36 protein-coding genes and 1 pseudogene are annotated in these 25,582 nt (G+C 36.7%); 23 read left to right on the top strand and 14 right to left on the bottom strand.

Annotated elements, in window-relative coordinates; all coding sequences use genetic code 11:
• Positions 1-138: 138 nt before the first annotated feature.
• The 12 genes from F909_RS04260 to F909_RS04305 all read right to left on the bottom strand — a co-directional run bounded on the left by F909_RS04260 (position 139) and on the right by F909_RS04305 (position 8,898).
• Positions 139-897 carry a tyrosine-type recombinase/integrase gene (locus F909_RS04260; protein WP_005153269.1) on the bottom strand — a complete coding sequence of 253 codons (759 nt, stop codon included), beginning with the start codon at positions 895-897 and terminating at the stop codon, positions 139-141.
• Positions 887-1,024, bottom strand: coding sequence for a hypothetical protein (locus F909_RS21615; RefSeq protein ID WP_005153266.1), 138 nt, complete (start codon positions 1,022-1,024; stop codon positions 887-889). The genes F909_RS04260 and F909_RS21615 overlap by 11 nt, the downstream gene beginning before the upstream one ends.
• 2 nt (positions 1,025-1,026) lie before the next feature.
• On the bottom strand, positions 1,027-1,257 hold the full coding sequence (locus F909_RS04265; protein WP_005153261.1) for a hypothetical protein: 231 nt from the start codon (positions 1,255-1,257) through the stop codon (positions 1,027-1,029).
• 20 nt (positions 1,258-1,277) lie between these two features.
• Entirely contained in the window at positions 1,278-1,448 is a 171-nt protein-coding gene (locus F909_RS21430; RefSeq protein ID WP_212749616.1) for a hypothetical protein, read from the bottom strand.
• A gap of 20 nt (positions 1,449-1,468) precedes the next feature.
• Positions 1,469-2,188, bottom strand: a complete 720-nt coding sequence (locus F909_RS04270) for an ERF family protein (protein WP_005153259.1) — start codon at positions 2,186-2,188, stop codon at positions 1,469-1,471.
• Positions 2,189-2,199: 11 nt separating this feature from the next.
• Complete coding sequence (locus F909_RS04275; RefSeq protein WP_228129402.1) at positions 2,200-2,577, bottom strand: hypothetical protein; 378 nt, start codon at positions 2,575-2,577, stop codon at positions 2,200-2,202.
• A 172-nt stretch (positions 2,578-2,749) separates the two neighbouring features.
• Complete coding sequence (locus tag F909_RS04280; protein WP_005153255.1) at positions 2,750-2,947, bottom strand: hypothetical protein; 198 nt, start codon at positions 2,945-2,947, stop codon at positions 2,750-2,752.
• Positions 2,948-3,120: 173 nt separating this feature from the next.
• Complete coding sequence (locus F909_RS04285) at positions 3,121-4,029, bottom strand: hypothetical protein (RefSeq protein WP_005153252.1); 909 nt, start codon at positions 4,027-4,029, stop codon at positions 3,121-3,123.
• The gene (locus F909_RS04290; protein ID WP_005153251.1) at positions 4,029-5,978 is read right to left on the bottom strand and encodes an ORC-CDC6 family AAA ATPase; all 1,950 of its coding nucleotides are present in this window, start codon (positions 5,976-5,978) and stop codon (positions 4,029-4,031) included. The genes F909_RS04285 and F909_RS04290 overlap by 1 nt, the downstream gene beginning before the upstream one ends.
• Before the next feature lie 2 nt (positions 5,979-5,980).
• Positions 5,981-6,865, bottom strand: a complete 885-nt coding sequence (locus F909_RS04295; RefSeq protein WP_005153250.1) for a phosphoribosyltransferase-like protein — start codon at positions 6,863-6,865, stop codon at positions 5,981-5,983.
• Between the two features lie 6 nt (positions 6,866-6,871).
• Positions 6,872-8,089 (bottom strand): N-6 DNA methylase, encoded by a 1,218-nt coding sequence (locus F909_RS04300; RefSeq protein WP_005153249.1) that lies wholly within the window; start codon positions 8,087-8,089, stop codon positions 6,872-6,874.
• Between the two features lie 32 nt (positions 8,090-8,121).
• A complete protein-coding gene (locus F909_RS04305) occupies positions 8,122-8,898 on the bottom strand; it encodes a LexA family protein (protein ID WP_005153248.1) in 777 nt (258 codons plus the stop codon).
• A gap of 1 nt (position 8,899) precedes the next feature.
• Between F909_RS04305 and F909_RS04310 the strand changes: the two genes are divergently transcribed.
• The 13 genes and pseudogenes from F909_RS04310 (at position 8,900) to F909_RS04365 (ending at position 16,207) form a co-directional block, all read left to right on the top strand.
• The gene (locus tag F909_RS04310) at positions 8,900-9,145 is read left to right on the top strand and encodes a transcriptional regulator (RefSeq protein ID WP_005153247.1); all 246 of its coding nucleotides are present in this window, start codon (positions 8,900-8,902) and stop codon (positions 9,143-9,145) included.
• A 24-nt stretch (positions 9,146-9,169) separates the two neighbouring features.
• Positions 9,170-9,622: a phage regulatory CII family protein gene (locus F909_RS04315; protein WP_005153246.1), complete on the top strand. Its 453-nt coding sequence runs from the start codon at positions 9,170-9,172 to the stop codon at positions 9,620-9,622.
• 263 nt (positions 9,623-9,885) lie between these two features.
• Positions 9,886-10,749, top strand: coding sequence for a hypothetical protein (locus F909_RS04325; RefSeq protein ID WP_005153242.1), 864 nt, complete (start codon positions 9,886-9,888; stop codon positions 10,747-10,749).
• A complete protein-coding gene (locus F909_RS04330; protein WP_005153240.1) occupies positions 10,746-11,351 on the top strand; it encodes a hypothetical protein in 606 nt (201 codons plus the stop codon). Before F909_RS04325 ends, F909_RS04330 begins: the two co-directional genes overlap by 4 nt.
• A 42-nt stretch (positions 11,352-11,393) precedes the next feature.
• Complete coding sequence (locus F909_RS04335) at positions 11,394-11,798, top strand: DUF559 domain-containing protein (protein WP_005153238.1); 405 nt, start codon at positions 11,394-11,396, stop codon at positions 11,796-11,798.
• Positions 11,795-12,295 (top strand): hypothetical protein, encoded by a 501-nt coding sequence (locus F909_RS04340; protein ID WP_005153228.1) that lies wholly within the window; start codon positions 11,795-11,797, stop codon positions 12,293-12,295. The genes F909_RS04335 and F909_RS04340 overlap by 4 nt, the downstream gene beginning before the upstream one ends.
• A 200-nt stretch (positions 12,296-12,495) precedes the next feature.
• Complete coding sequence (locus F909_RS04345; protein WP_005153226.1) at positions 12,496-12,771, top strand: helix-turn-helix domain-containing protein; 276 nt, start codon at positions 12,496-12,498, stop codon at positions 12,769-12,771.
• A gap of 181 nt (positions 12,772-12,952) precedes the next feature.
• Positions 12,953-13,213, top strand: a complete 261-nt coding sequence (locus tag F909_RS04350; protein ID WP_157407611.1) for a hypothetical protein — start codon at positions 12,953-12,955, stop codon at positions 13,211-13,213.
• A gap of 239 nt (positions 13,214-13,452) precedes the next feature.
• Positions 13,453-14,232 carry a hypothetical protein gene (locus F909_RS04355; protein WP_005153223.1) on the top strand — a complete coding sequence of 260 codons (780 nt, stop codon included), beginning with the start codon at positions 13,453-13,455 and terminating at the stop codon, positions 14,230-14,232.
• A gap of 135 nt (positions 14,233-14,367) precedes the next feature.
• A complete protein-coding gene (locus tag F909_RS21160) occupies positions 14,368-14,526 on the top strand; it encodes a hypothetical protein (RefSeq protein WP_005153222.1) in 159 nt (52 codons plus the stop codon).
• A gap of 257 nt (positions 14,527-14,783) precedes the next feature.
• Positions 14,784-15,032: a hypothetical protein gene (locus F909_RS04360; RefSeq protein ID WP_005153220.1), complete on the top strand. Its 249-nt coding sequence runs from the start codon at positions 14,784-14,786 to the stop codon at positions 15,030-15,032.
• 16 nt (positions 15,033-15,048) lie between these two features.
• A pseudogene (locus F909_RS0120365) lies at positions 15,049-15,522 on the top strand (hypothetical protein).
• 106 nt (positions 15,523-15,628) lie between these two features.
• Entirely contained in the window at positions 15,629-16,207 is a 579-nt protein-coding gene (locus F909_RS04365) for a hypothetical protein (RefSeq protein WP_005153214.1), read from the top strand.
• Positions 16,208-17,146: 939 nt separating this feature from the next.
• On the opposite strand, the gene F909_RS04370 is transcribed toward F909_RS04365, so the two are convergent.
• Together F909_RS04370 and F909_RS04375 are read right to left on the bottom strand one after the other, a co-directional pair.
• A complete protein-coding gene (locus F909_RS04370; protein WP_005153209.1) occupies positions 17,147-17,965 on the bottom strand; it encodes an HNH endonuclease in 819 nt (272 codons plus the stop codon).
• Positions 17,966-17,967: 2 nt separating this feature from the next.
• On the bottom strand, positions 17,968-18,369 hold the full coding sequence (locus tag F909_RS04375) for a (deoxy)nucleoside triphosphate pyrophosphohydrolase (protein ID WP_005153205.1): 402 nt from the start codon (positions 18,367-18,369) through the stop codon (positions 17,968-17,970).
• 165 nt (positions 18,370-18,534) lie between these two features.
• On the opposite strand from F909_RS04375, the gene F909_RS21610 reads away from it, so the two are divergent.
• The 10 genes from F909_RS21610 (at position 18,535) to F909_RS04420 (ending at position 25,564) form a co-directional block, all read left to right on the top strand.
• On the top strand, positions 18,535-18,729 hold the full coding sequence (locus F909_RS21610; RefSeq protein ID WP_081401919.1) for a hypothetical protein: 195 nt from the start codon (positions 18,535-18,537) through the stop codon (positions 18,727-18,729).
• Positions 18,730-18,870: 141 nt separating this feature from the next.
• The gene (locus F909_RS04380; protein WP_005153203.1) at positions 18,871-19,074 is read left to right on the top strand and encodes a hypothetical protein; all 204 of its coding nucleotides are present in this window, start codon (positions 18,871-18,873) and stop codon (positions 19,072-19,074) included.
• Between the two features lie 87 nt (positions 19,075-19,161).
• Complete coding sequence (locus F909_RS04385) at positions 19,162-19,362, top strand: hypothetical protein (protein ID WP_005153200.1); 201 nt, start codon at positions 19,162-19,164, stop codon at positions 19,360-19,362.
• A 194-nt stretch (positions 19,363-19,556) separates the two neighbouring features.
• Positions 19,557-20,009 (top strand): hypothetical protein, encoded by a 453-nt coding sequence (locus F909_RS04390; RefSeq protein ID WP_005153192.1) that lies wholly within the window; start codon positions 19,557-19,559, stop codon positions 20,007-20,009.
• A 61-nt stretch (positions 20,010-20,070) separates the two neighbouring features.
• Complete coding sequence (locus tag F909_RS04395) at positions 20,071-20,550, top strand: hypothetical protein (RefSeq protein ID WP_005153188.1); 480 nt, start codon at positions 20,071-20,073, stop codon at positions 20,548-20,550.
• Complete coding sequence (locus F909_RS04400; protein ID WP_005153185.1) at positions 20,507-21,151, top strand: putative metallopeptidase; 645 nt, start codon at positions 20,507-20,509, stop codon at positions 21,149-21,151. Before F909_RS04395 ends, F909_RS04400 begins: the two co-directional genes overlap by 44 nt.
• Positions 21,152-21,210: 59 nt before the next feature.
• Positions 21,211-21,768, top strand: coding sequence for a DUF2280 domain-containing protein (locus tag F909_RS04405; RefSeq protein ID WP_005153183.1), 558 nt, complete (start codon positions 21,211-21,213; stop codon positions 21,766-21,768).
• A complete protein-coding gene (locus tag F909_RS04410; RefSeq protein WP_005153180.1) occupies positions 21,752-23,068 on the top strand; it encodes a phage terminase large subunit family protein in 1,317 nt (438 codons plus the stop codon). Before F909_RS04405 ends, F909_RS04410 begins: the two co-directional genes overlap by 17 nt.
• Positions 23,069-23,107: 39 nt before the next feature.
• Positions 23,108-24,448: a DUF4055 domain-containing protein gene (locus tag F909_RS04415; RefSeq protein WP_005153178.1), complete on the top strand. Its 1,341-nt coding sequence runs from the start codon at positions 23,108-23,110 to the stop codon at positions 24,446-24,448.
• Between the two features lie 9 nt (positions 24,449-24,457).
• Positions 24,458-25,564, top strand: a complete 1,107-nt coding sequence (locus F909_RS04420) for a minor capsid protein (protein ID WP_005153177.1) — start codon at positions 24,458-24,460, stop codon at positions 25,562-25,564.
• Positions 25,565-25,582: the final 18 nt, after the last annotated feature.

Here is a 25,582-nt window from a genome sequence, read left to right as displayed (position 1 = left end):
AGTAAAATCAAATTAAAGCATTGATTTATAAAGATTATAGCTATAAAAATCAGTGTTTTTTAACGTAAAAATGGGACTTATAGAAATCATAGAAAACAATAACTTATAAAACCCATTTGTGAAAAGATTTTCTGTCATTTAAGCAAATGGCAGGGCGATTCCCACATCTACGTCATTCCAAACAATTTCATGTCCTGCTTCATAATGTTCTGTCATTTTTACTGAGCTGTGACCAGCTAAAGCCTGAGCACTACGACCAGCTTTTTTATGCAGAAAAATAGCCAATGCTCGTATTTCATGAAAAGTCGGAATTTGCCTACCTTTCAAATCTGGATATGCCTTAGCACGTTTAACAATCCTCAAAAACTCTTCTGATAAATATTGAGGGAGAATTTGAGTCCAATGCTCTTTATTTGCATTCTTAGTTTTACGCTTAGGAATTTGATGAATTACAAATGGAGTAAGAAGTTTATCTGGTTTGCATCGATCTAAAACTTTTTGGAGTTCTGTATCAATTTTAATTCGCACATATCCAGCACCTTCCATCACCTCAAATTCATCCAGTGAATCGGTCGTGGTTTTCTGTTGGGCAATATGTATATATCCATCGTAAATATCAGTCCAACGCAAGGCCACAATATCAGTACGTCTTTGTGTGGTTAAAAGAGATAAATCAATTGCATTTTGGAGCCACAATGGGGAATGGGCTCTAATCTGTTGTAGACCTGCAAGAGTATGGCGTTTTCGCTGTCTCTGGACATGCTTTGTTAAAGTGATGCGTGCAGGATTATCAGGACAGATCCCTTTACTCATCGCTACATCAAAAATATTGCACAGCAAGCTTCTTATCGCCTTTCTGTTTGAAGGTGTCAGTTCATCTAATTGATCATTTACCATTTTTAAAGTAATGGAGTCTAAAGATATCTTGCCCCAAACCCTGTAAATTCGGTTTAAATGGATCTTGTAATTCTTCATAGAGATTCGCAGGCAAGTCTTTGTTGCCTGCATTTCTTGAACGTGACATTTTTAACCTTGCAATACTTTATTTACTAACTCATCGCCAGTTTGCTTTTCATAAGCTTCCCAGTTGATGTACCAGGTACCACGTTTGCCATCTTCTGCACCATGTAATTCAGCAGGTAATTTGCCTATTCGGCATTTACGTGTAATGGTTTGAGGAGTAGGAGGCGTCGCACCATCGCTTGCATCTCCATAGACTCGTTTAATAAATTCAGATACTCGAATTAAGCAAGACATAAATATTTCACCTTAATTAGTTATTTATTTTTTTCAAAAGACTGCGTGCGTGCAGCCTTTTGATTGGTTAATAGCGATACTGAGACATCCTTGATCAATTCATTGCCTTGCAATATCTGCTGTTTTGCTTGGAGAGCTGTCGTAGCTTCTACACGTCCTCGTAAGCTGCCTTTGCCGTGAAGCTTGGCCACATACTTAAAGATGTAGGTTTTTACGCACTCCAACCCTCCATGTCCTTTTTTGCCTTGCAGGCCTGCACAATCTGAGCTTCATAGCGAGTGCCTTTAAACTGCTTATAGATCGCACCTAGATCTGCTTCTTTATCCGTGTGATGAATTGCGTTTAAAGCCTGCTGAAAATCATTGGTCAGTTGTTGTGCTGCATTGGGTTGAGCTGTTTGATTTTGCTGCTGACGCTGTTGCTGTGCAGGTTGTTGCTTCTGATTGCGTTGCTGATTCTGAGCAGAGGCATTCTGTTGGTTATTGCGAGCCTGTACATTGCTTTGTTGATGATATGCATCAGTATCAGCATCTTGGGTATCATCAATCAGGAATAGGCCATTTAATGCGTATTTACGTGCATAGGAACTGGATGAGCCAAAAGTCTGGGCAACATCCATTCCTTTTTTATTGATCTCGACACCAGCATGAGCAGTGGTCATGGTTTGTTTGCCTTGGGCATCGGTAAAGACTGCTTTGGCTGTAATCACGACAACAGGGCCGATCTCTTGCACTTCATCGCTAACCACAAGAGTCGCACCATACTTTTGCAATAGTGGTTTAACACCTTCAAGAATGTCTTCAAGGCTACGGTAATGGAATTTACCAAAGCTGTTGTATTTGCTCTTTGGTGCTTTTAACTCAAGCTGAATAAGTTGTAAGGCATCTAGTGTATTGGTGGATGCCATTTGTTGATTCACGGCTGCATTCATCATAAATCTCCTTAGGCACCGTTATATTGAGCGTTGCGGTAATCAATCCGTTGTTCTTTGCTATAGCGTGGTGTTTGGCTTTTCGCTCTGCGTTCTATGGCACGTTGGTAATTTACGATTTTCTTGATATTACCTTTTAGCCAATACACTGCTAATTCTTCATCTGTGATCGGACGTGCTTGGCTTTCTAAAGATTCTTTAACCAAAATAGATTGCCATTCAAAACGAGGTGCTTGAGTACCACCAAAGAATTCACCGTCAAAATCAGGGGTGTAATTTAACGATACTTTGACCAGGTAAATTTTTGGGCCAAGGCGTACGTTGTAGTAGCCATTCACGTCTTTACAGATGAATTGCGCGAAAGGTGTGGTATAGCGTTTCTTTTGCATGACAGGCTCCAAATTCTTGGTCTTACCCTGTGTATATGGTGATGAAATCCTAGTATTTACAGGGCTTTCAAGTCGCTGTGCGTCATAGCTTGTCGGTTGTATTTTGTTCGATAATGAGCTGTTGAAAGGCCTTGTTTTTGAGCTTGACGCTGTATGTAATTGTCCCATGTGCTTATCCTCCAAAGATGCCGTAAATGACAAAGGTGAGGACAAGCCAGAGCAGGAAAACGACTAGAATAATAGGGAACAGCTTAAGCGCATCTTTTAGGTTGGCTTTGATGAAGTCGAGTGTACTGACTTGATAATCAGCAGTAGAAGGGTGTTGGTGTAAACGTTGGGACGTTTGACTATGTATAGGCTTTTGTTTCATACTTATCTCGCTTAATTGCAAAGCCCCGTCGCCGTCCAAAGTTTCGGGGCTTTTTATTGTCTGCGAGACAACAATACTACTTTAAGTAGAAAATAGTCAATATTTAAAATACAAAAAGTAGAGATTTGCTAAATTAAAAATCCAACATAAAGTTGGATTTTTAATAGAATCTTTTAAATTTCATTTATATATACAGAGTATAAATGCCATTGACGAACTCCTTTTGTCCTATCATCAAGGTTTACAGGGTGATCATAAAGTAAGCTTACGTCTTGATTATAGATATTAGCAAACAAAGCTGTAGCTATAGTGGTTGGCTTAGGACCTAAGGGAGCTATGAATATTTTTTTACCATCTTCAGCAGCTCGCTTATAAAATCCTAGAAGCTCATATGATGAGCTAGGATCAATTGCCGAGCAAAAATTGAGTTCAAAATTTCTATTATCACTTAAAATATTTAAATGAGGAATAATTGACTCTAGTTCCCATCCTGACTGAAAAGCAGGGCTTCCAAAAATGATCTTAACTTTTTTGTTTTGTATCATTTGAAATTCTTCTAAAGCAATCTCCATGCGAGATGGATCAAAACCAACAAAAAAAATTCCATATTCTAGATCGTCACTATGTAAATCTGAAACTGCTCCAGGTATAGGTTTGAAACCGATAGGGTAATGAGAAAGTTGATAAATATCATCTTGATCATCTTTCGTATAAGATTCAGGTTCTATATACAAAATTTTAAAATTAAAAACTTTAGATGCAATTAATGCTTTAATTATAAAGTATAATTCTGCTAATCCTAATGTAGTGGAATCAATAACAAAAAAATCTTCAATATTAATTGTAGGAGAAATACTATTCCAGGCATCTAATGTATTTTTGTTAATTAGTGTCTGCATCTTTTCAGGTAAATATTCTACTAAATGAAAAATGTGATTATCTTGATCATTGAAAATATTTTTTAAAGCAGTACCTCGATCATCAATACACTTCCCATGAAAAATATGAATTTTCTCACCAATAATTTTGGGATCAAAATTTATATAAGTGTCAGTATATAAGTGCGTTCTAAAAGTTATCATTAAATTAGACCTAATTGAATTTGTTCATTATCCTTAGAAAAATTTTGCTTAGTTAATTTATTATGCAACTTACGATAATCACTTTCGTTTCCAGATATAAGGCATTCAAAATCTTCAACAGAAATTTCAATTTTTCGCTTTTTTCTATAGCTAATATTAAAATATGGTGCATAAATTGGATTTAATATAAAATCGCGAATATCTTGGCCTATACCATTTTTTGATTTTGTTTCTACAACTTCTATTAGGATACTATGCTTTTGTGCTTCAGAAATGAAATCTAATTCATAAGTACTAAATGAACGATTGCCAGAATTAATGGTGAATTGATTCTGTTCTGGTTCACTTAATAACGGATTTTCTTGTAATGCCTTAAAGATTCCACCAATACGTAATGTAAAAATCCGCAAATGTTCTCCAAATTTTCCTAGAGTTCGAATCTCTTTTATCAACTCATTTGAAGCTTCATAAGCTGCTTGTGATTGAATTTCTGTAGAAAAATGATCATTTGAAAGTTCAAACATTTCATTTATTTCTAAAGTTTTATAGCAAAGAATCAAAAAGTGTCGTAAATTTCCATTAGCCATTGTATAAAATGTATTGAAACCACTATAAAGAGGACAGATTGTATTATATGGTCGATATAGTTCTAATAATGCGCCAAACAAATTGTTGTGAATCCAGTCATTGAATTTTGAATTTCTGCCATGTAAGAAGTCTATAAATTCACTGATTACACTATCAATGTTATTTGTTCTTCTTGCTAGAATAGATGGAAGAACAATTAAAGCTTCATGGTAATTAGAATACTCTTCAATATAACTAGTAATGTTATATTCTTTATCTTTTAAAGCTTTATTAATCCTTTCTATTAATTTGTCATAAATTCTAGGAATTTTTAATGCATCAATAGAGAGTTGCTTGTAAGTTTTATCAGGAAATTTTTTAGACATTTCTGTTAAAATATATCGCATATAAGCATCATGTTTTCTGGCACTTATCATCCTTTCATTTGTAACAATTTGAACATTATTTGATGCAGGATCACCAAAAGCTAGTATTAAATTAGTTAGAAAAACTTCAGAAAAGAATAGTTTACGCTCATCCTCTTTCATTAATTCATCAAGATTTCTATAAAAGTAATCATGAGTTGCATTAATTGACTCTGAGCCTAATGTCATATTTTCATCAATAAATACTTTAGATGTAAAATTTACAATAAATGGTCTTTGCGAATGTTTTAAAATGGTATTCATAAATCTTCTTTGATATTTAAGAAGATTCTCAATTTCATCAATATAAATGTAGAAATTTACATTTGAAAGCTTCGGATTATTTTTTATATCACTAATTAATGTGTCAATAAAATATCTACCAGGAGGTAGGGTAGGTTGTTGAATTACCTCGATATTAGATATCCAGCTGTTAAAAATTCTTATTTTAGAGTTTAGATACTTCTCAAGTTCAGTTATTGTTGTAGGAATATTTAGTTCAAAATCTTTTAAAGATGTTAATTGAAGATCTAAATAATCTTGAGAGCTAAAATCTTGATAATTACTTGTTGAAATTGTATATAATGCTTTACATATTTCTAAACTGACTACCAAAGTAAAATAATTTTCAAAGATATTGATCCATTCTGCTTCAGTTTTATTTCGTTCATTCATTGCATTACAAAAATGTGTATCAATCCTCCAATATATCCCAATATGTTCGAGTTCATTCTCTGGAATTTCTACACGTTTACGTGAAAATCTAGTCTGGTATGACAAATATTTTAAAAGCATGGTTTTACCACAGCCACGCTTACCGACAAAATACGTTGATTTTGTAGAAGATTTTAATAGAAGTCTTTCATAATATGGGGGAATAAAAAAATTACCCCAAATATCTTCTTCGTGTTCTTCAGCACGAGTTTTTGTTAGCAATATATGATTTGATGTATCCATAATTATCTACTCAAAAGCTGATCCCACGTTGAGGAAGTGTCACGTAGAATTTGTATAGTATTGTCAGGTGTTCCATAGGAGTATGCCAATAATAATGCTTGGTGATTGTGACCTAAATGTTGCTTATTGCTAAAGTCTGCACGTTGTGAAACTCTTTCTAAGATTTCTAAAGGATGTTGATATCTATAATCCCAGAAGCTTGAGCGTATCCATTGTTCACTAAGATAGCTGAAAGAAGAAGTTTTTCTAATAATTTCGCCATAAAAGATTTTAAGATTAGGAAATAAATTTTTTAAATAATCTAATGCTTGTTCATGAGCTAGACCAACTATCAGAGCGGATTGATGATTGGGGTTTATTAACAGACTTTCATATTTTTTTATAATTTCTTCCATTTGATTTCCAGTCAGTATCGCATCATCAACTAATAAATAGCCTTCATTTCCGCTTAATGTATTTCCAAAATATTCAGGGTATTTTAAACGATCTATGGGGAAAAAAGATTTTAACAAATTTGTTATTATTTCACCACTTTTCCCGGGTTTACCTAGTCCTTCATAATGAAAACTTGGGGGGCCTGCATAAAACTTAAGCCCATTAAAATCTTTACAAATGGCATGATTCCAAGTCAACCGTTCTCTATCAAGATTGGTCACAAAATGATTCGCAGCATTTCGAAGGGCTTGCTTTAATAAAAAAATCATTTGCTGGTCATCTTTAAAGATTAAATGTCTTAAGATGAGATGACCAAGTAATATTTCTTCTTCTGTTTGAAACTGTCTAAGCCATATTTTTATCTGATCATAGCTTATACGACCACGGATACCTATATCGCTCAAACCTTGAATTTGTTTTTTTAGTTGATAAAGCTTGGATTGGAATTCCATTTTAATTTAATCTACCTTTAAATTTAATATTTTTTCATAAGTAATAAATTTAGCACTAGTTCCAGAAGCACTATTCTTTAGTTGCATTTTTCCCTCTTCACTTAATAAAAACTTAAGAATAAATTTTTTATTATTAAGTTTTGGTCTAATTAATATAACGCTATCTGATATTTCAATATAATCATTTTCTACTACTGCTATTTTCTCAAAATGATTTCGACCTACTCTTGAAATTAATATGTCACCTTTTTTAGCAAAAGTACCGTTTTGACGACGATTTACTATGAAAGATAAGGGTATGCTGGTGCTGTTTTTATTAAAATCTTTAGTGTGAAATACATTTAAACCTTGTGACTTAATTTGTTTTGAATTTACAACACCCCTTTGTAGCTTTAATATGTAGTCTTTTAATAATTTTTTATTTCCAAAGTTGGTTTCTATTGTCCAATTTTTGTCGATCAATTTCGATGACCGATATTTCTTTTCTAAAATAGATCCACATGGGTTAATTTTTTTCATATTTATTAGATAATTAGTAGATGGCTTAATTTTTTTTATAATTACAATATGTGCAATAGTCTCAGTTTCAGAAAAAGTATGTGGGGGCAATTCTATGATTTTGCTCACTGTGAATTCATTTAGTAAATGATTTCTTATTAATATCCATTTGGAATTTGTTAAAATTCCATTTGGTAAAATTATTGCAATGACTCCATTTGTTTTGGTTGCTTTTAGCATTTTATCTAAGAAAATAAAAGGAGAAGGGATCTTGAGGTTTTTAAATAAATTTTTTTCTAAAAACACATTTTGACTATAATCAAAATCTAGTTTGTAGTAAGTATATGGCGGATTACTTAAAGCAATGTCATAAAAATTTTCCTGTAATTCTAACTCTAATATATCATTTGTAATTAAATTTAGATTTGCTAGATTCTTATCTTTTAGAGTTTTTATAGCAATAGGATCTATATCAACCCCTAAAAAAGTTGAGTTAATAGATTTCTCTAAAGCACTATAAATTAAGTTGCCAGTTCCACAACCTAAATCTAAAATATTTGCATTTTCAATTTTTCCTATCGTACCAATTAATAGGTCGGCAATATGCTTTGGAGTGTAATATCTTCCCCAATAGTCACTTTTTTTTCTAACATGCGATGTCTTTAATGATGAAATTACTTCTTCATTAAAGTTAACATTGCCAAGTAATAGGTTCGGTGCATTCATACTTTACTAAATTCTTTATACTTGTTTGAAAATCAAACTTCTCTATATAAACCAACAACTTTACCAATCAATTTGCATCCTTCACGCAGTTCCATGATTTTTTCTAGCCATTTCGGGTTTAAAGGTTCTAAATACATACCATTGCTTTCTACGATTAGTTTCTTGAAAGTTGCTTCTGTTTCTCCCTCGCATCCAACAATAACTAAATCACCTGTTTTTAAATCATTTATTTGAAAGTCTGGATTTACGTAAATTTTGTCACCAGGACGGAAGTCTGGAAGCATTGATTCACCCACAACAACTAATCCATATCCGTGTTTTCCGCATTTAGGATTGGGTGGCAACCATTCTTGAAAATGTGTGCCTGTTGGAACGCTTTCTACAGATGTCCAAGTACCAGCTTGTACCCATGAAATTACTGGTATTAATCGACCTGCAATTGGGAATGGATTTAAAATATTACTATCTAAGTTTGTACCGTGATCCAAGTAACTAATATCAGTTTGAAATGCATCAGCTAAAGTTTGAAGTTTTTCTTCTCTTGGTTTTGCTGTACCTAGTGTATAGCGACGAGCCATCTCATAGGTTACGCCAATAGTATCTTTTAACTGATTAACAGTTTTGATAGGCGAACCTTCTTTTTCCATCAGTTCCTTTAACCGATTGGCAAAATCCAAGTATTTAGGCTGTTGCATCGGAACTTGTCCATTTTCTACATAAGGTAGAATTTTATCTTGAATTTTAGGTTGCACCAATTCTATTTTAGGTTGTATATTATATTCTACTTTAAGTAGTGATTTCGGTTGCATTATGTCCACTCCAAAAGAAGCATTGATAAAAGCTATCAAAATTGCTGGTAGTAAATCGGCATTAGCTAGAGGAATAGAAATTACCCCTTGGGCTTTAAGCAAATGGAATTTCGAAAAAATTCCTGAAGATCGTTGTCTGCCAATTGAAAAATTTACGAATGGTCGGGTTAAAGCTGAAGAGCTTAGACCAGACATTAATTGGCTATACGTTCGTTCTACTCAAAATAGTAGCCAGATCGACATCTAATAAAAACGTTCAAAAGGACTCGCAATGAACATATTAGATGCGGCTTACCACACGGTTCACGACTTTAAAGGCGGGGCAAATGCGCTTGCATCACGCATGGGCATCAAAAGCCCTGCGGTACTCAACAGCAAGGTCAACCCAAACACTGAAACGCATCACCTGACTTTACTTGAAGCTTCAAAACTGATGGGTATAACAGGGGATTTTCGAATACTCCAAGCGATCTGCGCAGAACATGGCAAAGCAGCCATCGACTTACCAGATATACCTGAAAGCAAAAGAGACAGTTGCCTGATGGATACCTTTCTCAACATCGGAATCAAGAAAGGCAACGTAAGCAAGCAATTTAGAGAAATGCTTGCAGATGGGCGAATAACAAAAGGCGAGGCAATCGACATGGCCAAGGTCATTCATGACATGCATGTATTACTTGCCACGTTGGAACAACAAATTCATGCATGCATTCAGGGCAAATAAAAAACCGCTTCCTGTTATTAGCAGCGGAAGCGGTTTTATGACCTTTTATTCATACTTGCTAAGCGAGACAAAAATATGAACGAACACAATCTAGCAAAACCGTCTGGCAAAGATAAACACAATTCCGATGATTCGACGCAAATCATTTTGATCATGGGCGCAGATCGCCACATCGAAAACCATATTTCTAAAAACTGCCGTGTGATTAGCAATGACGTTTCTAAATTTCTGAGTAGAGCTTTAAACGCTCAAAAGGAGATGACATGAGCCATTACTCAACCTTAAAAGGGCTAGGAAGGGCGATTGCTTACTTTCCACAGCTAGGCCTGTACCTTGGCAGCCCACTCGCAGGCATCTTTCTAAGCCAGCTTGTTTACTGGCACGATAAAACAGACCATGAACTTGGAGTATATAAAACCTCTGAAGAATGGCTGAAAGAAACAGGCATGACCTATAGCCAGCAGAAAACAGCACGTAAATTGCTTAAAGACCTCGGCATTTTGTTTGAAACAGAAAAACGTCTGGAACATAAACTGTATTTCAAACTTGATATTGAAGCCTTCGATGAATGGTTCGAAAACTGTATTTATTCAGAAGAAAATGGCGAACAACAGATCGTAAATCCCCGAACGCGAAATCCTGCATTCGGGGAAGAGCAAAACTTACATTCGGGGGAGAAGAAATCCTGCATCCGCGGTGATAGAAATCCTTCATCCGTTAATACAAAGATTACTACAGAGATTACAGCAAATAATTCTTATGTCCCTCCGCCTGAAAAACCTTCGCCTAAACCAAAAATATTTGATGCCAGCAGTATGGATCTATCCCAATACCCAAACGTCGATCGGGATGCATGGCTCGGATTTGTCGAAATGCGAAAGACCATCAAAAAACCACTGACGGAACGGGCAGCCAAAATCATCCTGAAAAAACTACGGGATGATTTCAAAGATCAGGCCAATGTCATCCTCGACCAGTCGACGGTGAATAATTATCAGGATATTTACCCCCTGAAATCACCAACAGCCAAACAACCGTACTATCACGGGCAGCAACCCTACCAGAAGCGATTTGGCTTGGATGAGCCTGTACCGGCACCGATGCGTGACGTAGGAGATTATCCATGAGCAACATCGAACTTTTTCAAAGTGCATTTGCCGTGAATTTTCCAGTTGAAATTGCGGAAATGGTTCTAACCCGACTCGAAGATATCTACGGCCCCGAGTTCCAGAAAACCTATGGGCATCTGAGCAACGAGAAGCTCCGTAATTTGACTTGTACGGTGCTCAATGGATTGACACCAATCGAATTACAGCGCGGTTTGAACCGGATGAATTCGGAAAAATGGTGCCCCAAGCTGCCTGAATTCCGGAGCTGGTGTGTACAGGCCGGTGAGTGGTGGACAGCAGAACAGGCATGGGCCAAAGCACTGAATTTCAGTAATGACCCTGAATTCAAAATTACCACCTTGGCAAAGCGATGTCTGGAGGAGGTACAGCATGTTCTGGCCAATCAATCACAACGGGCGGCACACAAGGCATTCATCGATATTTATCAGGACTATCTGGTGCAAGCGCAAAAAGCTGGACGGGTTCAGGTGATGTGGATTCCGAAGAAAACGATTGCTGAGCCAAAGGCGCGGAATCACAAAGGGGTGCCATGTCCTGCGGATTTACTCGCACAGGTCAGTGGTGTGAATAAATACAAGACCTCTACGATGTCAACGTAGCGCTCTAAGACTAAGAGCCATGCGCCAAGAGAGTAGCGATCAATGAGATTAAGCATTGCCGAATATAAATCACTGATCAAACCCAAAGCTAGCAGGAAGAGCAAGCCCAGAGTTAAACCTAAGCAGCAAGAACCAAGTGAAGGCGAATTAATCCTGATGCGAGATCTAAGAGCCTTAAGCATCGGCTTTGAACATGAATACAAGTTTCACCAAACACGGAAATGGCGGGCAGATTTTCTGATCAGCAATACCAAGATCCTGATTGAGGTTGAAGGTGGGATCTGGTCGCAGGGCCGCCATACACGTGGCACTGGTTATATCGGTGACATGGAAAAATATAACGCAGCAGCAATTCTAGGATTTCAGGTTTTACGGTTTAGCACACAACAAGTGAAATCAGGTTTAGCGGTTCAACAGATAGAGCAATTGGTAAGAGGTACAAAATGACATTGGTGATTGAAAAGATGCATATCATGCAGGCAATTGATTGGTCACGATTCGATTTAGAAGGCTGGTTATACCAGTTTGGTGCTTGGCTCTATAGTCATACTGGTCCATGTGGAAAGAGTATCAATCCAATTGCCGTGGCAATGGATAATGCAGCTAAGACCCGACGCGCCAAAAAGCTGACAAAGAAGAAAAGTAACCAAGTTATTGCTGATTATATTTCTGATACTTCTTCTGAACTATCACGACCAAAGCGAGGCAAAGTCACTTGTGAAATTAATGACAATGAAGCACGTGCTGTACAGCGTCTCATACTGGATATGTTTGGCCGGAGCGAAATCATGGACGAATGGCTGGATGCTGTGGTTGATCGTTACTTTCGTGGGCAATCATGGTCAGAGATGGCCAATGATGATCGGACTCAAAATGATGCTAGACAAGACGTTAAGTGCGGTTTGGCAGCGTTGCATTGTAAGTATGGGTTTATTGGGTATTGAGCAAAACAGTAAATATTGATGTGTAGAAATATAAGTGAATATAAATTTTTAGCGATAAATTTATAATTTAAGTGATAAAAATTTATATTTTCCTCATAATTTTATAAATATGCTTATAAAATTTATCGTTTAAGCGATAAAATTTAGCAATTGCTAAATAAATTTATCATTTAAGTGATAATTCTGGAGTTTCGGTTTGTATGAATGAAGATTTGGGCGGTGTAAGACTGACACCTGAACAATTGAAGCAAGCTGGTGAGCTACTTTATGGTAATCAATGGCAAAGTGATTTAGCTAGGGCAATCAATGTTGATTCAAGACGGATTAGACAATGGATATCTGGTCAGAGACCAATACCGGTAGGTTTGTGGCAAGAAATAATTGAACTTTTAAAAAATAATAGTCGTGATACAGCAACGTATGCAGATAGCTTAAAAGCTATTCATGATTCATTTAAAGCAGAGACTCAAAAATAGTATAACTTGACATGATCCTAAAATTAGGTACATTGTGTTATTGGAAGCATGCTCACATGGGGCGGCTTATTATCTATGGTGTGATATATGAGTAATCTAATTTTTAGAACAGTACAATTCCATTCAGTCCCAAAAATTGAACTTGTAAACAACATTGCTGAATAAGGGGATACATATGAATATGAAATCCTCGAATCGATCATATGATGCCAGTGATGTTGCAGATGGGTATGCTTTGGCTTATGAGCAGGTTGCAGATCTAGCCGCTATGATTGGTGCTGTTCGTCATCTATGTGACAAGAACATTGAGTATGTGGGTAAAGTCTATGATGTGCCTGAATCTGTGTTCCAAGAACTGAAACGTGTTTTTAATATAACTGAAGGATTGATTCAGGACTCTTTAGAGTTTAGCAAGGCGCAGGAAGATTCTTATAAGTGTTAAAAAATAGAGCCTGTCGAGAGATGGGCTTGAATTTTCTATAGTCTAACAATATTATAATTTAGCTTTTTAATTTTGAATAAAGTTGTAGCTTAAAAGTGGCAAGAGAATTGGCTTTAGTCATTTAGATTTTTCAGTGGATTTGTATTAGTATAAATAGAGCTTTGCAAATAAGCAAAATAGCTTTAAGGTATATACTTTAAAATCAACTAAAAGTTTTAATATGCTTCCAAGGGGGGAGGATGGACATTTATTTAGATCATAATGTGATTTGTGATTATATTTCTAACAAAGATGAAGATAAAGATCTTGTGGAAAAAATAGACAGTTTATTAAATATTCTTACCTTAAATCTTCCTTATAGCCCAGCTCATATGGAAGAGGTCGCAAATATAAATAAGTCGAAAAAATTAAGTAGCGATGATAAACTTAATTTTATTGTTGAAAAATTAGAGGCAATTTCAAAGATAACTCACAATTATACGTACCATCCTGGTAATGATGAAATTAAAAAAACTAGTGAAACTCCATTTGAATGTTTTACTAGAGTTATAAAAGATTATGATCTAACCACAGGAATAGCTGAAAAAAATCAGGAGAACTTGTTTTGTAAAAGGTTTGAAGTCGCAGAAGAGTATAGAATAAAAAACTTATATGATTATGAGGCTGAAGAAATTTTTGAAAGTGAACTAGTGAAAAATTCTTTACTAAAGTTTTGTTTTAATAATTCAGAAATAGTGGAAGATTTAAAAAACCATGATAATAAATTTCATAAACTATTATTTAGAATAGATAATTTAGTAAATTTTCTTGAGTTGATTGGATATTATCCTGATGTTAAGAAAAATAGCAGATCTAATATGCACGATATTTCCCATATGATATATGCTTCTAAAGCTAATTATTTCGTTAGTAATGATAGGAAAATGAGATATAAAGCAAAAGCTATTTATAAATTTTTAAACATAGATATTAAAGTACTAGATAAAGATGAGTTTATTAATCTTAATGTGAAAAAATAATTATTTAGCGGAAATATGATCCACGAATATTAAATTATAATGACCGAAGTGTAATTAATAAATTAAAGTTCATCAAAAGGTGGGCTTTTTTCTTTTCTGTGTTATAAATTTATCTCCAATAATTAAGGGGGTAAAATGGATAATGTTTATGTAGTTTCTAGCTTTGAGTTTGCAAATGGTAAAGTTTTGCATCCACAAAACGCTTATACAATAGCAGTGTACAATGCTGCGGAGAAAAAGCATGTTCGCGATGTAAATCATGTATGCAGAAAACTAGAAGTAAGTAAATGGTGAATCAATTCCATTCTTGGTCGAAGAAGGGCTAACTGATGAAGAAGCTTATGCTTTATTAGATCAGTTTATTTAATTTGATAAAGACCTTCTTCGGGAGGTTTTTTATGCCCTGTCACGGGTGGAGCTCTAGCCCAATTAGATTTTGTTACTTTTGCTTGAGAAGACTGAGCGGATGTTGAGTCTACAAGATGTTGAAGAATTATTTTAAATTAATTACTATAATTTTATTTTTAATAATTTAAAAACGGCATTTAATAGTGAATAGAATAGTTTTTTGCTTAGATGAAACCGCAGAAAAATTACTTTTTGATGAATTAAGAACTGGTAAATATTGGTTCATGAGGGAAGACGAAGCCAAAAGAATGCCTTTTAAGCATTCTACAAGATACACCTTTGATATTATTGCTTTGCCAGCTGATATTATTCCAAAAATTAATACTCTATATTTTATGCTCGAGCTTTTAGAAAATATTAATGTTGTGAAGTATTCACTACGTGTGACTTAACAATGTAGGTGAGGGTGTGAATCAAGCAGTGTTCACCATCAAAGACCACTCAGACAAAACTAAAACTCTATCTTATCTGCACACAAACTACAGCCAGACGAATTTTGAAGGTAAGCTGCTTGTAGTGACGATCAAACCTTTTGAGAAAGACAAGTCAAATGCTCAAAACTTTTATATTGATTTATGGATGACACAATGGATAAAACATCAAGGCACTGATAAAGATTCAGAGCATCTCTACTTCACAAAAGAAATTCTTAGCACGAATCTATGATCGTGATGATGTGGAGCAGTATAGGGCCATATTTACCGCTGTAAAAAAGCTTAGAGAAGATTACCACTCAATACATCAGCAAGTCGCTGATGGGTTGAATGAACTGATTAGCACTTCAGATGCATCAATTGCCCAATTGACTGAAGACCTAAACGCATACATGCATTTTGTTTGAAAGAAAGGTGTTACTTAGAAAGCCCTGATGATTTGAGATAGTGTTACTTAAATTTAAAATTTTGTGTTGTATAAGTCAAAAGATTGTTAAAAATTAGTCTGATATGTAAGATTGATAATTTAATATTTCTTGAAATCGGGGTAATGCATGTGTGATTTTGAACTTTCAGAAATTATTGGCTTAATTCAAATAGCAATTGGAATTATTGCGATAGTTTTAGCTATTTTAGGTTACAGAAAAGTTTTAAAACAAATAGACATATCAAACAAACAAACCAATCTAACTATAGCTCAAGTAAATAGCTTAAATAAAGAACGTCAAGCTGATCTTAAAATTAGCTTGCTTTCAGAGCTAAATTTACAAATTAAGCAACTAATAGAAATCAAGCACAACTATGAAAAATTAACAATAGACCTAGGGAATCTTTTAATTTTACTAAATACCGATCCGGTAAAGTTTGCAAATGTAATATCAAATATGCCAATTTTTGAACAAATATTTGAAAGAACAAAAAGCGAAAGAACTATTGTCGTTGATAATAGATTAAAAGGTTTGGAGGAGCTTTATGATGATATTTATGGAAATGAAGTAGACGTTAGTACTTTAGAGAAAACAATTCAAGATACTTATAAAAACAATAGAGAGATAGATGGAATTACAGTTGAATTAAACCAAATTTTACTTGCAATGGAGAAATTGGAAAATAGTGCAACTCAGCTAAGATAAATACAGAAACCTGCATAGAGCAAGTTTTTTATTGGATAAAATTTATGAACGAAGTCGGATTTGTTATAAAGCAACACACTTATCCACCAGAATGAATCTTAGTTCAAGACACATCAAAATTTGCACCGTTACCATGAATTATGGCGATGGATAAAGTCTATCTTTCTCAATCCTAAACATAAGTTGTTTAACATTGATCATGCGCACTTGGGTTTTTCTACTATCCACAAATCACAGTGTTTTAAGAGTATGTAGCAACGCTCGTTTGCTTGTATATAGTCTATGATTTAAAATTAAACTAGGTAGCATGGTTTGAACATGCTACCTAGAGGTTTACGATCGCTTGATGCCATTGTCAAATGCTAATCCGCAAAGGCTCAACAACCTCTATTTAATGTGTATCTGCCAAGAAGAACTAAATAGAGAGTAGCTGTTTAATTGTGTCTGTATTCAATGTGAGTACAGTCACAAGATAGATGTTTAAAACCAGGTTCTTAAGAATCCGATCCTTTAACTTAACGCTTAAGGTGAGATTGAATTGCATTTTTTTGCTCCTTCTAGGATCAGTTGAATAATGAACTTGATCCTAAACCAATTTTTTCGAAACACAAGACACTGAAAACCAAATAAACAACTGTTTTTTTTGAGTTTTTTTGGATTGTGGGACAGTCGTGTTTTGAGGAAAAGGTATATGATTGAAAAATTAGAATATTTTTTAATCAATTTTATGAAAATTAAATAAAAACAATTGTTTATTGTTGGTTGTGTTATTAATTTTAGCTAATTAAAAACTTTTAGATAAGAGAAGTAAATCAAGCCTTTTTTTATTTTTTTTACAAATAGTTACAACTTGGTTGGTCTATTTCCCGAATTTTAATCATATTCAGGATAAGTCGATTAAATTTTAGATTTGATAACGTTTTATTGGTTATTTCATTGTCAGTAAGAATTCTTCATTTGCAGTTTTAGGCGATCCGCCTCAGCATTCACAATATGCATCTTCTTATGACAATTCGGGCAAAGTGCTACAGTATTCTCTACAGTATCAGCACCGCCGTGTGCTAACCATTCAATGTGGTGAGTCTCCAGGTAGGGTTCGCCATTTGCATCTTTAAACGGTGCAGGCTGCTCACATAGCTGGCAAATACCATTGGCCAAACGTTTTGCTAATTGAGCGATCGAATCTGAACGGATGAAATATTTAGTCTGGGTATTACGATAGCTGACTTCAATCTGTGCTGAGGCTTTGGCATCCGCGATAAGTTGCTCAGTCGATTTTCTTTTATATTTACGTTGTTTCTTCTGACTTGATTTAACGATAGTTTCGGCACTAATTGTGATGCGAGTATCTAATAGTTTAAGAGGGAAGATCCAAACGGTGCGATCTTGCTTATTCGCATCCGGCTGAACTTTCTGATAGGGCTCACTGATAAGGGTAACAGGGCCCTGGTAAATATATTCTTTATCTGTGAATACTTCGAATAGATGAACCGAAACGCCGTTAGTATGACTCTCTGCGAGCGTTTTATTCTGGCTTTTAAGTTCTTGGACCCCAACTTGTCCCATACCTGTGTAATGAAGCTCATCACCAATCCATCTATCTTCATAGATGGATTCAACGTGATTCGAAATGATCACTAAGGTATTTGTCTTAAGAGACCGGCGCATTCCACCTTGTGGCGAACAACCAAAATATTCACAAAGTCCTGCATTGTCTAGAACGGTGCCAGGCTTTAAAGTTTTTAAATCTTTTGTCATGCTTAAATCTTGTTATTTAGTAAATATTGGACAATAGGTAGATCGGCAGCAGCCCAATCTAGTTGTTCTAATTCATCAATTTGACACCAGTTGATATCCTGGTGTTCATGTATTACCAATTCATCAATGCTCTTGGCTTCACATAAATAAGTGGCCAGTTCAATCTGGAAATCTGGATAAGAATGCTCAACAGTAAGAAGATAGCTCTTCACACCAATAGCTAGATTCAGCTCTTCACGGATCTCACGTATTAGCGCTTGTTCTGCTGTTTCATTAAGCTCTACTTTACCACCGGGAAATTCATATTTATGCGACAAATATGGAAACTTATGCTCACCTTTAAGTGCACACAAATATTTTCCTTTATGGAGGATTACTGCCGCTACAACGCTTAATTTTTTCATGGTGCTGATTATAAGCTAATTTCTTGTTTTAACGACACTACTTGACCCTGCGCAGGGCAAATGCTATTTTTACGTTATAGTAGTCGAAGTCTAAGTAGATCATTAGATATAAAGCTCATCGAAAGGTGGGCTTTTTAATTGAACAAAATTCGTTAGAATACGGGCATGAAAAGAAACTGCATCAAACCCGAACTCATTGCCTCAATTTGGACAACTGAACAAGATTGCTTCCTAATCGAGAATAGCTCTTTATCAATTGAAGAACTAATCGAAAATTTGCCTTTCTCAGAAGAAGAGATACGAGTACACAAATCTGTACTTGGACTTATACGAAGACAAAGACAGATGAATAGGATGTAAGTGTAAGATTTAGGATGAGTTAATAATCTTTACATGTTGGTGTTTACATAACTATCTAGCTAAAAACATTAAGCTTTATAAAGCACACTTTTTATAATAATTCCACGTGATATAAAGAATCTCTCAAGAAAGGAGATGCTCATGTTAGTGAAAATTGATTCAGAAAATTATATTAATACGAATCATATCGTTGCTGTTTCAGCATTTAGTTCAAACGATGGGAATGTCAAAATTACAATTGATACTTTAACTGCAGCAAGTGGACATGGTCCATATGTTGTCAATGCAACCAATATTGAAGACGCTAAAAGTTTGATAAATCAATTAATCGAAGCAGTCAAATAATTACATAAATGATCCATGTTAGTTGTTGAAGGTACACATCATTTAATTGAATATTAAATAGTCTAATTTAACTAAGGATAAAAGATCATGATTGATGAAAATAAGCCTTTAAATTTTGATGATGACGATGAGCCATTGGATTTAGACGATGAAGAATTTATCGATGGCAAAAGAGAGGATGAGATGTACAACAGCATCACTAAAGATGGTTCAAGTGTAGATCCAGCTGATGATGGTGAAAGACATATCCGTCCTGAAGATGGTGATCCTATAGAGGTTGAAGAGTAAGTAATCTCAAAGCCCAATGAGAAATAAGAGATTATTCAAGATGCTCACTTAACAGTGGGCATTTTCAATTTTATTCAAATTATTCTATCAAAAACGGAATTACAATGTTTACAAATAATTAAACAATTTTAACTTTAAGTTAATAATTTGATTGAAGATAATTTTCTCGCCATAACAAAACAGAGGGTAGAGGAATGCCTCAATATTTACGTATTGCTGATAATATTTACAGGCGTTTTGAAGCTGAAGGGAAATTCAATTCTCCACTTCAGGAGTACTTAAATTTAATTGTTAAACAATTGCGTAAGGACCTTAGAGATACCAACTTAAAAGTGATGTATCACTACATTGATTTTGTTGATGGGTTCCAAGAACTCCCAACTAAAAATCATATAAATATTGATGTTAGCTTGATCCCTAGTTATAAAAATAAAGAAGAATTTATCCTTTGGTTAGCAGGATTTATTGAAAAAAATACAGAAGGTGGCGTTAAGAAAATTCCACCAAGATTTGAAGATATACCGCCTGATATTAATTTTGATTCGGACATATTGAAAGCTTTGACACGTTCTTCAAAGGCAAAATCCTCAGAAGACATTACTGCATATTTCAATAGTCAAGATTATAAAGACCAATATTCAGTCTAAGTTAAAAGCATACAATCTTCAAAAAACCGCCCAAGTGGCGGTTTTTTAATGGGTGAGATTTATGGACACCACTAAATACTTCGAACTCACAAGAAAGCGTGAGTACAAATCAAAGCTAAGAAATACGCCGTTGCCTAAAGCCAAGCAAGCCTACCTAGACACCTTTGAAGATATGGAGCGAGCTCTACAGATCTTTGAGATTAAGTACGAAAAATTGTTCCAGTTTAAGTCTACAAAACACTGGCGTTATGACTTTCACCTTGTTGAGCACAGGATCTTAATAGAGATTTCTGGAGGCCCTTGGTCAGGTGGTCGTAAGGGCAAATTGGCCAATAAAGCTTGGAGCCTGGATAAATATGACCAGGCTTGGGAAAAGGGGTACACCGTTATCAGGATCGAATCATCTACTCGATACAAGATCGATCAATCAGGACCCACACTAATAGAAGCCAGTCATGCTAACCAGTGGCTTAAAAGTATAAAGAGACATAAATTCAATGAGCCAGATCAGACCATTTCCACCGACGGAATTGATGGATAAAGCAGAAGAGGATGAAGCAATTCTCCTTGCACCAGCAGCAGATCTTATGCAGTGGGTGGTAAAGAACTTTTTAACCATTGGTGGACCACTACATAATCCGGATCATGATCATATTGCTGAACTCATCCATGACAGCGATGAGTTTCTTGCATTTGCTTGGGCATCATCAGCATGTGTGGCAAAAAAGCGTATGATACTTGGCCAATGCGAAAAGGTGATGTTCAATCAAGGCGGTTGGCGTAAAGCACGTCAAGAGCAGCAAATGCGGGATTGGTTCGGTTATGTTCCTATTTACCTGATCACCATTGATGCCAGTTTTTGTGAGCAAGCTTCAGATCGAGACTTTTGTGCATTGATTGAACACGAGCTTTATCACATTGGAGTCGAGAGAGACCCTGAAGATGGTGAGCCGATCTACAGTGATATGACTGGTCTTCCAAAACACTATTTAGCTGGCCATGATGTTGAAGAATTTGTGGGTGTGGTCAAACGATGGGGAGCAAGCGAGAACGTTAAGCGACTTGTTGAAGTAGCGAAGCAAGCGCCGTTTGTAAATGATGTAAATATTTCCAAGTGCTGTGGAACTTGTCTTATTAGTTGAGCCGTTTGGCTCATTTTTTTTGCCATGTTTCCTTGATGAGCCTTGATGGATTTTGAATTATGGCAAAGCTCAAAAAAGCCGAGCAACTCTTTATAGTTCGGTCACTTGCGCAATTCATGACACCCACTGAAGTTGTTAAGGACATCAAGGAAACATTCAATATCGATGTGTCCCCGCAGCAAGTTGAAGCCTATGACCCTAATAAGGTTGCAGGTAGAGATTTAAGGAAAGAATTTAGGGATGTATTTGAGGCAACGAGGAATGACTACCTAAAACAACCACTGGGTAAGATTAGTGGGGCAAATGACATTGTTCAGTTGAAGATTCTGAACGATCTGCTTTGGTCAAAAAAGAATAACGTCAGGATGACACTTCAGATTGTTGAGCAGATGCAAAAGATCATGAAAGGGTTTTATGACAAGAAAGGTGGACAGCCAACTAAAGGTAACGGCAGTGAGGATGGCCAGACAAAAGCCGATGTAGAACTTGAGATTAAAAAGTTAGAACTGCAAAAGCTGCAGCGTGAAGTAAATCCACCAGAGCATAGTCCACCTGATGAGGATTACAAAATTGTTTTGAATCCTGATGAGGAGATACCAGATGAGCCAATTCTTTAATCCTCCTGAGGGTTCAGTTCAATTAACGCCTAAGCAAGCCAATATCTATTTATGGGGCTGGCAAAAAGAAGCACGGTTTCGGGATGCAGTGTGTGGCCGCCGTTTTGGTAAAACCTTCTTGGCCAAAGCTGAAATGCGTAGAGCAGCTAGACTGGCAGCACAATGGAAAGTATCCGTTGAAGATGAGATCTGGTATGCAGCACCTACATTCAAGCAAGCCAAGCGGGTTTTCTGGAAAAGATTAAAACAGGCAATTCCTGCATCATGGCGAGCAGGCAAGCCCAATGAAACCGAGTGTTCAATCACTTTAAGAAGTGGGCATGTTATTCGTGTGGTTGGTCTGGACAACTATGATGACCTACGTGGATCTGGATTATTCTTCTTAATTATTGATGAATGGGCCGACTGTAAGTGGGCAGCATGGGAAGAAGTACTTCGACCAATGCTTTCAACCTGTAAGTATGTGGTCAACGGCGAACAGCGGGTTGGTGGCCATGTATTAAGGATTGGTACACCGAAGGGCTTTAACCATTGCTATGACACTTTCATGGATGGCCAGCCTGGACATGAGCCTGATTGTAGAAGCTTTTCTTACACATCCTTACAGGGTGGCAATATTCCTGAGTCAGAGATCATTGTTGCAAAACGCAAGATGGATCCTAAGACATTTAGCCAGGAATACGAGGCAAGCTTTGAAAGTTATCAGGGTGTTATATTCTATTGCTTTAATCGAACGCTAAGCGCATCTAATGAAACGGTTAAGCCGAATGATGTACTACACATCGGGATGGACTTTAACGTTACTAAGATGGCAGCTGTTGTCTATGTTCGGCGTGGTGAGCAGATGCATGCGGTTGATGAGTTGGTGAATCTGTTTGATACACCCGCAATGATTGAGGCAATACAGGAACGCTATCCTGATCATGAGATTGCTATCTATCCCGATGCTTCAGGTGAAAACCGTAAGTCTAGCAATGCCAGTGAAACGGATCTGGCGTTACTCAGAAAGGCTGGCTTTAAGGTCCACGTCAACAGCAGAAACCCTGCTGTGAAGGATCGCATCAATTCTATGAATGGCATGCTCTGCAATACCTTGTCCGAGCGCCGTTTATTCGTAAATGTAACCAAGTGCCCACACTTCGCTAAATGCTTGGAACGTCAGATCTATGATGATTATGGTCAGCCGGACAAGAAGTCGGGCTTTGACCATATGAATGATGCAGGTACTTATCCAATCGCATATTTATTCCCGATCGACAAAAAGTCAGCAGGAATGCGCAGGATTCGAGGAATGGCTTAACCAACGCACCTTTACAGGTGCTTTTTTTATGGTGTTTTTATGGCAGTTACTGATAAACATCCGCAGTATGTTGCTGCACAAAAAAGCTGGCAGATAATGCGTGATGCTGTTGCTGGCGAAGAAGAGATTAAGCAAGCTACTGTACGTTATTTGCCAAAATCAGCAGGCATGATTGAAGCAGAAAAGCAGGGTGATACTGCAGGTGAGATCTATAAAGCCTATGTAAATCGTGCTCAATATCCGTTATGGGTTCAAGACTCATTACGAACAATGATTGGTTTGGTATCTAAGCTTGAACCGAACATAGTGATAGAGAGCAATCTTCTCACAGGGCTGATTAATAACGCCACTAATGACGGGTTTGGACTTAAACAGCTTTTTATCCGTATTTGTGTAGAACTGCTTGAATGCGGTCGTTGTGGCTTATTGGTGGACGTTGATGCTGACGGTGTACCTTACTTTGCTCTGTACGATGCACTATCAATCATCAACTGGAAAGAGAACAGTATTGGTGGTCGTAAGGATCTCAAGCTATTGGTGCTCGAGGAGCAGTTTGATAATAGCGAGGATGAGTTCGGACATGAAACGAAAACCGTGCACCGAGTTTTATCTATGCAGGATGGATCTTTGACAGTACGGCTTTTTGATGGGGCAATACCTGAAGATAAAACCCCTGATTTGGGTGGTAATCAACTGACCTTTACGCCTTTTGTATTCTGCGGTACCACAGATAATTCACCGCATGTGGGTACGGTACCGCTTTTAACCATGGCAAAAGCTGCACTGAAGTATTACCAGTTGAGTGCTGATTATTTCCAGTCATTACACCACACGGCGCATCCACAACCATGGATCAGCGGTCTGGATGATGAATCTGATATTAGTGTCACAGGTGTAATGGCCGTTTGGGATCTACCTAAGGATTCAACCTGCGGTTATTTGGAAATATCAGGTGATGGGATCGATATGACCAAAAAGGAAATGGATGCCCAAAAAAACTCGGCACTCGAAGCAGGAGCCAAGGTCATTGATACCAATGCTCAGGAATCAGGAGAAGCTCGCCGTGCACGTCAAGATGATCAGCATGCAAGCTTACACAGCATAGTGATGTGTGCTGCCGAAGCCATTGAACAAGCCATTAAATATGCGGCTCAGTGGCTCAAGCTGGATCCATCTAAATATGCATTTACGGTTGAGCCAGAATTTATTGTCCAGCAATACGATATCAACCTGGCCAAGCAACTATATGAAGGTGCTTTGGCAGGCAAAAACTCATTTAAAACCTATTGGGAATATATCGCTACAGGCAAGCTTCCAACGCACGAATATGAAGAAGAACTCGACCGAGTTGAGGATGAGCGAAATAGTTTGCCGTTGTAGAGGTGTTAAATGGCTTCAAATGACCATAAAAATCTGATTGAGGTTCTCACTCAGCATCAAGCTTATTTGTATCGAGTCTCATCTCAATCGGTAAATGAATTAACCAGGTTATTTAACTCTGAAAGTCTCTTGATGCTTTCAAAGCTTCGAGATTTGCTAGATGAATTAAATGAGTCTGAGAAAATTGCACTTGCTGGTGGTCAGTACACCACAAAGAACTTAAAAGAGATCCGCGATCTCATATCACAGTGGTTCGCCAGTATAAGCACATCATTGCCAGAGGCCTTCGCTGTTTCAGCAACTGCTTTGGCGGTATATGAAGCAAATTACACTGCCAAGCTGTACGGCGGCAAGATCAAAAAGCCTAATGGGAATAAACTTTATTCTTCAGCGAGGAAAAGGCCGTTAGTAGGCGGTGCACTGGTTGATGATCTGCTGTTGAAGATTACTGAAAGTGCTAGGCAAAAGGTTGAATATGCGATTCGGGATGGCATCAGCAGCGGAAAGACCAATCAGGAAATCATACAACGCATTCGTGGTACCAAACGTCAGAATTATGAGGATGGGATTCTAACTACTTCCAAAGCTGATATAGAACGTATAGTGAGAACGGTACGCAGCCATGTCGCAAATCAAGCTTACCAAGATAGTTTTAATCAGCTTGGTTTTGAATACATGAAACTGGTTGCTACCTTGGATGGGAGAACATCAAACCTTTGTGCGTCTCTAGATGGTACGGTATGGGCGATCAATGATCCTACAAAGCGCGTACCGCCGTTGCATCCTAATTGCCGTAGTATTTTGGTGCCTGTCGACAAAGATGGTTTGTTGGCTGGCCAACGTCCATTCGTGATGGATGAACGTAAGGTTAAAGACATTCCAAAGGATGAGCGTGACCAGCTCATTGGCCAGATGGATGCAAACACCACTTTCAAAGAGTTTTTTAAGAAAACAGATAACTTCTTCCAAAAAGAGTGGTTAGGGCCGAAACGGTACAAGCTCTATAAAGAAGGAAAGTTTGATTTCGATAAGTTCTTTGATCCTGAGGGACAGCTTTACACACTGGAACATCTTAGGAAGCTAGATGGGCTAAAATTTAAAGAGCTTGGAATTTAACAAACGTAGAGGTACTTA

The organism is Acinetobacter sp. ANC 3929 (genome assembly GCF_000369405.1).
Classification (GTDB): Bacteria; Pseudomonadota; Gammaproteobacteria; order Pseudomonadales; family Moraxellaceae; genus Acinetobacter.
This window is presented reverse-complemented; position numbering and strand designations above follow the sequence as displayed.

Bases quoted from the DNA above. Each gene is read 5' to 3' on its own strand.
- F909_RS04300 (WP_005153249.1), bottom strand. From the start codon at position 8,089: ATGAATGCACCGAACCTATTACTTGGCAATGTTAACTTTAATGAAGAA.
- F909_RS21610 (WP_081401919.1), top strand. From the start codon at position 18,535: ATGAAAAGAAACTGCATCAAACCCGAACTCATTGCCTCAATTTGGACA.
- F909_RS04295 (WP_005153250.1), bottom strand. From the start codon at position 6,865: ATGGAATTCCAATCCAAGCTTTATCAACTAAAAAAACAAATTCAAGGT.
- F909_RS04420 (WP_005153177.1), top strand. From the start codon at position 24,458: ATGGCTTCAAATGACCATAAAAATCTGATTGAGGTTCTCACTCAGCAT.
- F909_RS04350 (WP_157407611.1), top strand. From the start codon at position 12,953: ATGAAATCCTCGAATCGATCATATGATGCCAGTGATGTTGCAGATGGG.
- F909_RS04400 (WP_005153185.1), top strand. From the start codon at position 20,507: ATGAGCCAGATCAGACCATTTCCACCGACGGAATTGATGGATAAAGCA.
- F909_RS04390 (WP_005153192.1), top strand. From the start codon at position 19,557: ATGCCTCAATATTTACGTATTGCTGATAATATTTACAGGCGTTTTGAA.
- F909_RS04355 (WP_005153223.1), top strand. From the start codon at position 13,453: ATGGACATTTATTTAGATCATAATGTGATTTGTGATTATATTTCTAAC.
- F909_RS04385 (WP_005153200.1), top strand. From the start codon at position 19,162: ATGATTGATGAAAATAAGCCTTTAAATTTTGATGATGACGATGAGCCA.
- F909_RS04345 (WP_005153226.1), top strand. From the start codon at position 12,496: ATGAATGAAGATTTGGGCGGTGTAAGACTGACACCTGAACAATTGAAG.
- F909_RS04330 (WP_005153240.1), top strand. From the start codon at position 10,746: ATGAGCAACATCGAACTTTTTCAAAGTGCATTTGCCGTGAATTTTCCA.
- F909_RS04405 (WP_005153183.1), top strand. From the start codon at position 21,211: ATGGCAAAGCTCAAAAAAGCCGAGCAACTCTTTATAGTTCGGTCACTT.
- F909_RS04305 (WP_005153248.1), bottom strand. From the start codon at position 8,898: ATGCAACCGAAATCACTACTTAAAGTAGAATATAATATACAACCTAAA.
- F909_RS04275 (WP_228129402.1), bottom strand. From the start codon at position 2,577: ATGCAAAAGAAACGCTATACCACACCTTTCGCGCAATTCATCTGTAAA.
- F909_RS04265 (WP_005153261.1), bottom strand. From the start codon at position 1,257: ATGTCTTGCTTAATTCGAGTATCTGAATTTATTAAACGAGTCTATGGA.
- F909_RS21160 (WP_005153222.1), top strand. From the start codon at position 14,368: ATGGATAATGTTTATGTAGTTTCTAGCTTTGAGTTTGCAAATGGTAAA.
- F909_RS04365 (WP_005153214.1), top strand. From the start codon at position 15,629: ATGTGTGATTTTGAACTTTCAGAAATTATTGGCTTAATTCAAATAGCA.
- F909_RS04290 (WP_005153251.1), bottom strand. From the start codon at position 5,978: ATGGATACATCAAATCATATATTGCTAACAAAAACTCGTGCTGAAGAA.
- F909_RS04270 (WP_005153259.1), bottom strand. From the start codon at position 2,188: ATGAATGCAGCCGTGAATCAACAAATGGCATCCACCAATACACTAGAT.
- F909_RS04325 (WP_005153242.1), top strand. From the start codon at position 9,886: ATGAGCCATTACTCAACCTTAAAAGGGCTAGGAAGGGCGATTGCTTAC.
- F909_RS04370 (WP_005153209.1), bottom strand. From the start codon at position 17,965: ATGACAAAAGATTTAAAAACTTTAAAGCCTGGCACCGTTCTAGACAAT.
- F909_RS04380 (WP_005153203.1), top strand. From the start codon at position 18,871: ATGTTAGTGAAAATTGATTCAGAAAATTATATTAATACGAATCATATC.
- F909_RS04285 (WP_005153252.1), bottom strand. From the start codon at position 4,029: ATGATAACTTTTAGAACGCACTTATATACTGACACTTATATAAATTTT.
- F909_RS04395 (WP_005153188.1), top strand. From the start codon at position 20,071: ATGGACACCACTAAATACTTCGAACTCACAAGAAAGCGTGAGTACAAA.
- F909_RS04410 (WP_005153180.1), top strand. From the start codon at position 21,752: ATGAGCCAATTCTTTAATCCTCCTGAGGGTTCAGTTCAATTAACGCCT.
- F909_RS04335 (WP_005153238.1), top strand. From the start codon at position 11,394: ATGAGATTAAGCATTGCCGAATATAAATCACTGATCAAACCCAAAGCT.
- F909_RS04260 (WP_005153269.1), bottom strand. From the start codon at position 897: ATGGTAAATGATCAATTAGATGAACTGACACCTTCAAACAGAAAGGCG.
- F909_RS04315 (WP_005153246.1), top strand. From the start codon at position 9,170: ATGAACATATTAGATGCGGCTTACCACACGGTTCACGACTTTAAAGGC.
- F909_RS04340 (WP_005153228.1), top strand. From the start codon at position 11,795: ATGACATTGGTGATTGAAAAGATGCATATCATGCAGGCAATTGATTGG.
- F909_RS04280 (WP_005153255.1), bottom strand. From the start codon at position 2,947: ATGAAACAAAAGCCTATACATAGTCAAACGTCCCAACGTTTACACCAA.
- F909_RS04375 (WP_005153205.1), bottom strand. From the start codon at position 18,369: ATGAAAAAATTAAGCGTTGTAGCGGCAGTAATCCTCCATAAAGGAAAA.
- F909_RS21615 (WP_005153266.1), bottom strand. From the start codon at position 1,024: ATGTCACGTTCAAGAAATGCAGGCAACAAAGACTTGCCTGCGAATCTC.
- F909_RS04310 (WP_005153247.1), top strand. From the start codon at position 8,900: ATGTCCACTCCAAAAGAAGCATTGATAAAAGCTATCAAAATTGCTGGT.
- F909_RS04415 (WP_005153178.1), top strand. From the start codon at position 23,108: ATGGCAGTTACTGATAAACATCCGCAGTATGTTGCTGCACAAAAAAGC.